Origin of the sequence: Meiothermus cerbereus (assembly GCF_051297115.1) — a bacterium.
Taxonomy (GTDB): domain Bacteria; phylum Deinococcota; class Deinococci; order Deinococcales; family Thermaceae; genus Meiothermus; species Meiothermus cerbereus_A.
Genome location: NZ_JBEVAL010000112.1, coordinates 1 through 5555, shown reverse-complemented (window position 1 = coordinate 5555; position 5555 = coordinate 1). Strand labels below are relative to the sequence as shown.

The following is a 5555-nucleotide window of genomic DNA, read 5'->3' as shown; positions in this document are numbered from 1 at the left end:
TCTTCTCCCACAGCCCCGTCATACCTTTCCACGCCGTCCGACACGCCGCTTTCCCCGCTGCAGCCTAGTTGCCTAAATCCAGGACACACCCGAGCCTGGGCTACAGGAAAGCGTTTTTGCAAGCCATTTTTCGCTTGATGCGTACAGCACAACAAAAGCCGGTTTGGCATGGCATCCTCTGGCCGCGCCTATGCCCGCAGCAAAAAGCGGGCGATGCCTCCTTGCACAGCACACCACAAAGCGCAGCCGCTCATAAAGCCCTCGAGGTGGTCTGTATAATCGCTTGTGGTGTCGTTACTGGACGATAAGTTCACCATTCTGAGCGAAGAGCCCCCTCAGGGTTTTTTGCGCCCGTACTGGGTGCAAACACCAGAGGGAATCAAGGGGCAGTTGTACTGGTTCGAAGTGCATACGCCTGAGGCCCGCACCGCCTTTCACCGCTACAAAAACGCCATTCGCCGGCTCGAGGCCCAGGGTTTTTTACCCCAGGGGGTGCTGGTCTCGGCCAACCCTGGGCGCTACTATGTGTTCTGGCCCGAACAGGCCAAAGCAGCGCTCAAGGCCCGGCGGCTCAAGCCGATACTGGAGGTACTGGAGCCTTTTGGCTACCAGGAAAGCGACCTCGAGGTCACCGAAGTCAGTGGGCGGCCCCTGGTTGGGAAGCTGCGCCCCCAGATCGGCCCATCCCCCAGAGGCTCGAGCCGCACCGACCTGAGCCCCAATCTTCCCGCCCTTCCCATTGAACCACCCCCAGCCAAGGTCGAGATGCCCCGCAAACCCAGCCCACCCTCCCGCATCGGCGAAACCAGATCCCGCCCCCCAAAGCCTGTCCACCGTGCAAACTGGCCCGGCTGGCTTCCCGGCCTGCTGATGCTGGTTATAGGCAGCATAGCTCTGTGGCAGGCCGCAGACCGCTACCTGAACCCGCCGGAGTACATCCTGCCCGACCTGGTGGGCAAGACCCCCCGGCAGGCCCTCGAGGCGGTACGCGCCTACGGCCTCAAGGTGGAGTTTGCCGAGGGCAGCGATGTCTCGCTACCAAAAGACCAGATTCTGGAACAGACCCCCGACCCCGGCACCCGCGTCAAACCGGGACGGAGGCTCGAGCTGGTCATCAACAAACCCCGCTTTGGCAGCGTGCCCACCCTGAGCGGGCGCTCGCTCGAGGATGCCCGCCAGGCCCTCGAGGCTGCAGGCTATCGCCTTGCTGGCATCACCCGCATCGCCTCGGGTGATACCGCCGACACCGTTCTGTCCAGCATTCCCCGCGAAGGCCATGCCCTCCCCCCTGGCCAGGGGGTGCGCCTGCTGGTCTCTAGCGGAGCCCGGCCCCCGGCGCGCGAAACCCTGCTGCCCGACCTCACCGGCCTCACCGAAGATGAAGCCCGCTACATCCTTACGGTAGCCGAACTCCAGGCCCAGGTCGTGCGGGTGGCCTCGGGCGCACCCGATGGGCTGGTGATCAGCCAGGAGCCCGGCCCAGGCGTGGTATTGTCCCGCGAAACGGTCGTGCGCGTCCTGGTGGCGGCCCAGCCCGTGGCCTCCCTACCCAAGGCCTCCCCCTTCGCGCCTCCCCGGCTGGAGCCGCCGCGACCACCTGAACCCACCCCCATCCCCCAGCCCGCCAACCCGCCCGCGCCATCCCCCACACCCGCCGGGCTGCAGGAGCGAAGGGTAAACGTGAGCTACACCCTGCCGGAAAACATCCCGAGCGCCGTGGTGGTCATCACCGTGCAGGACGAGGTGTTGGTCAACACCGTGTTTGAAGGCCCGGTGCAACAGCCCTGGAGCTTTAGCCAGGAGATTGTGGTGCGCGGCAATGCGGTGCTGCGGGTGGTGGTCAACGGTGAGCAGGTACTGGAAACCCCACTGTGAAGGGTGCCTGGGCTGAAGCACGGGCCTGCGCGTACCTGCAGGCCAAAGGGTATGTTCTGCTAGGGCAGAATAAGCGCACGCCATTTGGCGAAATAGACCTCTGGATGCGGGACGGGCCGGTTTATGTGGCCGTTGAGGTCAAGCAACGGCGGGGAACCACCTTCGGCACACCCCTCGAGGCCCTCACGCCCACCAAGTATCGGCGCATCTACCAGTCGGTTCTCTATTTGCTGGGGCGGGATGACCTGCCGGTGCGGCTCGAGGCGGTCTTGGTGTATGGCACGCCAGAGAAGTTTCGCCTCGAGCACCTGCGCTTGGATTAAGGCACGGCCCCCCAGCCCGCCCTATACTAACCTCTATGCTGGGCAAGCTCATCCGAAAGCTTAGGGCGCTTCACAAGGGTCCTGCGTTGCCCGCGCCCCTGCCCCAACAGGCCATTCAGGTTCATCGCTTCTGGCTGTATCTGCACCCCACCCGCCTGCAACGCCCCCTGCTGGTCCGGCCCCTCCCGCTGGTGGCCCGCACCACCCTCGAGCTCTTCTTGCAGTGCCAGGACACCCGCCCCCTGCACCTGCTCGAGGTGGGGTTTCTGCGCCTGCGCGATCGCAAGACCCTGGTGCTGGCCCACCCCGGCCCCCTTGGCCCCGGCCAGACCCTTACCCTGCGGCACAGCGGCCTCGAGCTGGCCTCGCGCCTGGGCTACGGCGAGGCGCTGGCGCCCTACCTGCGCACCGCCCAGGGCCTGCTCTTCTACGAACAGCCCTTCGTCTTCGAGGCCGAGCTGCGTGCGGTGGCCGTCCCCATCAAACCCAGGCTCAAGAACCTGAAGGGCCAGGCCCAACCCCTGCCCGAACCCACAGTCAAGGGCCGCTTCAGGACGTAATCTAAAGCAGATGTATAAGAACCTTCAGGCCTTCATCGCCGACCTCGAGCGCCGCCAGGAACTCCTTCGTATCAAAGAACCGGTCTCCTGTGAGCTGGAAATCACCGAAATAGCCGACCGCATGGTCAAGTCGGGCGGCCCGGCCTTGCTCTTCGAAAACGTGGAGGGCCGCAACTTCCCAGTCTTCATCGGGGGGTTTGGCACCGCCGAGCGCACCGCGCGGGCCATGGGTGTGAAAAGCCTGGACGACCTGGCTGTAAGGGTTGCCAGCCTGATGAACATTAGCCCTGGCAAGGGCGGCCTCAAGGCAGCCTTGGCCCTGCTGCCCAAGCTCCGGGAGCTCAAGGGCTTCTTCCCCAAAAAAGTGCGCGGTGGGCCGGTACAGGAGGTGGTCTGGCGAGGCGACCAGGTAGACCTCTCCCGGCTACCCATCCTCAAGTGCTGGCCCCTGGACGGCGGCCCTTTCCTCACGCTGCCACTGGTAATATCCAAAGACCCAGAAAGTGGAGAGCTTAACCTTGGCATGTACCGCATGCAGGTGCTGGACAGGCAAAGCACCGCCATGCACTGGCAGCTGCACAAGGTAGGGCGGCGGCACTACGACAAGGCCAAAAAGCTGGGCAAGCGGCTGGAAGTGGCCGTGGCCCTGGGTGGCGACCCCATCCTGACCTATGCCGCCACCGCCCCCGTACCCCCTATTCCGGGCGTGAACGAGTTCAACCTGGCTGGCTTTCTGCGGGGGCAGCCGGTCGAGCTGACCCGTGGCATAACCGTGGACCTGCCGGTTCCTGCCGAGGCCGAGTTCATCCTGGAGGGCTACATCGACCCCGCCGAAGACCTGGTGGTGGAGGGGCCTTTTGGCGACCATACCGGCTTCTATACCTTAGAAGACCTCTACCCCCGCTTCCACGTTACCGCCATTACCCACCGCAAAAACGCCATCTACCCCGCCACCATTGTGGGCCGGCCCCCCATGGAGGACGCCTATCTGATCGAGGCCTCCGAACGGCTTTTTCTGCCCGCGGCCCAGCTCATCCTGCCGGAAATCCACGACTACCACATGCCGCCCGCCGGGGTAGCCCACAACTGGGTCAACGTGAGCATCGAGAAGCGCTACCCCGGTCAGGGTTACAAGGTGGCCAACGGCCTGTTTGGGCTGGGCCAGATGATGTTCGCCAAGGTGATTGTGGTGCTGGACGCCGGGGCCCCGCTCAAAGGCCCCCAGGCCCTGCAGGCCGCTTTGCTCAGGGCCGTGCCGGGGCGCGACACCCTGGTCTCGCGCGGCCCCATCGATGTGCTCGATCACTCCTCCCGCGCCATGGGCTACGGCGGAAAGCTGATTATCGATGGCACCACCAAGCTAGACGAAGAAGGCGGCCCCCTGCCCTTTACCCCCAGGGCCCACCCCAGCCTGCCGGGCATTCCAGGGGTGCGGCAGAAGCAACTGCCCGGCATCTGGATGGCAACGCTGGAGAAAAACCGCCCCCACCAGGCGCGGGAAGTGGCCCAGGCGCTCCTGGCAACCCCCCAGAGTGCCGGTATCCGCCTCTTACTCCTGACCGATAGCGACACCGCCCTCGAGTTCGACGAGGTCATGTGGGCGGTGCTCAACAACATCGACCCCGAGCGCGATGCCTGGGTGCTGCCGGGCGTGGAAGGCCCGGTGCTGGTGCTGGACGGCACCCGCAAACTGGCCGAGGAGGGTTTTACCCGCCGCTGGCCGCCCAAAATCGTGATGTCGCCGGAAATGGTGCGGCGGGTAGACGAGCGCTGGAACCGTCTGGGACTACCCCCCTTACCGCCCAAAGGCGCGCCCATGGCCCAGCCCTGACTCAAATAACCCGCCAGCCTGCCCGCCAGCCGCTAATCTCTGTGGTATGAAGCCCCTCTTCCTTAGCTTGTTGCTCCTGCTGGGCGTGCCAGCCCTGGCCCAGACCCTCGTCGAGGTAACCACCGTAGCCGCCACTATTTCCAGCCTGGACGCCAGCGTCCGCTTTCCATCGGGTTCGTTCAGGGCCGGGCGCGGCAGCGAGGCCATTGTGGCCCGGATCCCCGATGCCAGCCGGTTCAATCTGGAAGTCTACGCCGCCAAAGGCCTGGCCGCACGGCTGCAAGCCGGATTTGTCCAACAGATTCTGACCAGCTTTGCGGCCTCAGGTTATTTTGTGGGGAATCAGCAGGAAACCCAGGTTGCAGGCGAGGTGCGCACCCGCTACGACCTCACCGACGGGGCGGGCAGGGCGGCCATCCTGTTCGTGGTGCGCAAAGGCGACGAGCTGGTCTTTGTCTTCGGTAAGGCAAAATAAGGCCTCGATGAGCCAGCGTTTGCGGTGGTCAGAGCTTGAGGCCCGGATACCCCTAGCGGAGCTGCCCTCTTTTCAGCGGGCATTCTTAAAGCTTCACCGGCCCGAACTCAGCCCCGATACCCTGCCGCTGCGACGGGTGCAGCAGTACGTGAGCCAGACCCTGCACCTGCTGGTGCGCCAGGGAAAAGCCAGACAGGTGAACGAAGACTTTGAACTCGAGCTCGAGCTCATCCCCCTTTCCTACCAGAAACTGGCTGGCCCTTAAAGTCGTTCCAGATAAAGCCTCTCACGGCAATTTTACCCGGTAGGCTTCTTCAAGCAATTGCGTTACATATTCGACGATTTCCGGCTAATACCAACCTTAGATAGATAGTCATTCTTCAGGAATCCACCCGAACCCCGCCACCCCCCGGATGACCTCGGGGAGCTCCTGGAGATAGACACACCGCTCTGCCAGACGCTCTTGCAAAGCCTCCAAGCTGGGGAAACTC

Annotated in this window: 6 protein-coding genes; all 6 read left to right on the top strand. The window is 64.1% G+C overall.

The window, feature by feature from the left end:
- Nucleotides 1–288 precede the first annotated feature (288 nt).
- From ABWU19_RS14130 to ABWU19_RS14105, 6 genes are read left to right on the top strand one after another with little or no spacing between them, the layout of a single operon-like run.
- Nucleotides 289–1875: a PASTA domain-containing protein gene (locus ABWU19_RS14130; protein ID WP_435902298.1), complete on the top strand. Its 1587-nt coding sequence runs from the start codon at nucleotides 289–291 to the stop codon at nucleotides 1873–1875.
- Nucleotides 1872–2198: a YraN family protein gene (locus ABWU19_RS14125; protein WP_435902297.1), complete on the top strand. Its 327-nt coding sequence runs from the start codon at nucleotides 1872–1874 to the stop codon at nucleotides 2196–2198. Before ABWU19_RS14130 ends, ABWU19_RS14125 begins: the two co-directional genes overlap by 4 nt.
- A 35-nt stretch (nucleotides 2199–2233) precedes the next feature.
- Nucleotides 2234–2758 (top strand): hypothetical protein, encoded by a 525-nt coding sequence (locus ABWU19_RS14120; protein WP_435902296.1) that lies wholly within the window; start codon nucleotides 2234–2236, stop codon nucleotides 2756–2758.
- A 10-nt stretch (nucleotides 2759–2768) separates the two neighbouring features.
- Entirely contained in the window at nucleotides 2769–4589 is a 1821-nt protein-coding gene (locus tag ABWU19_RS14115) for a menaquinone biosynthesis decarboxylase (protein ID WP_435902295.1), read from the top strand.
- 46 nt (nucleotides 4590–4635) lie between these two features.
- Nucleotides 4636–5064, top strand: coding sequence for a hypothetical protein (locus ABWU19_RS14110; protein WP_435902294.1), 429 nt, complete (start codon nucleotides 4636–4638; stop codon nucleotides 5062–5064).
- A 7-nt stretch (nucleotides 5065–5071) separates the two neighbouring features.
- Entirely contained in the window at nucleotides 5072–5329 is a 258-nt protein-coding gene (locus tag ABWU19_RS14105; RefSeq protein ID WP_435902293.1) for a hypothetical protein, read from the top strand.
- Nucleotides 5330–5555: the final 226 nt, after the last annotated feature.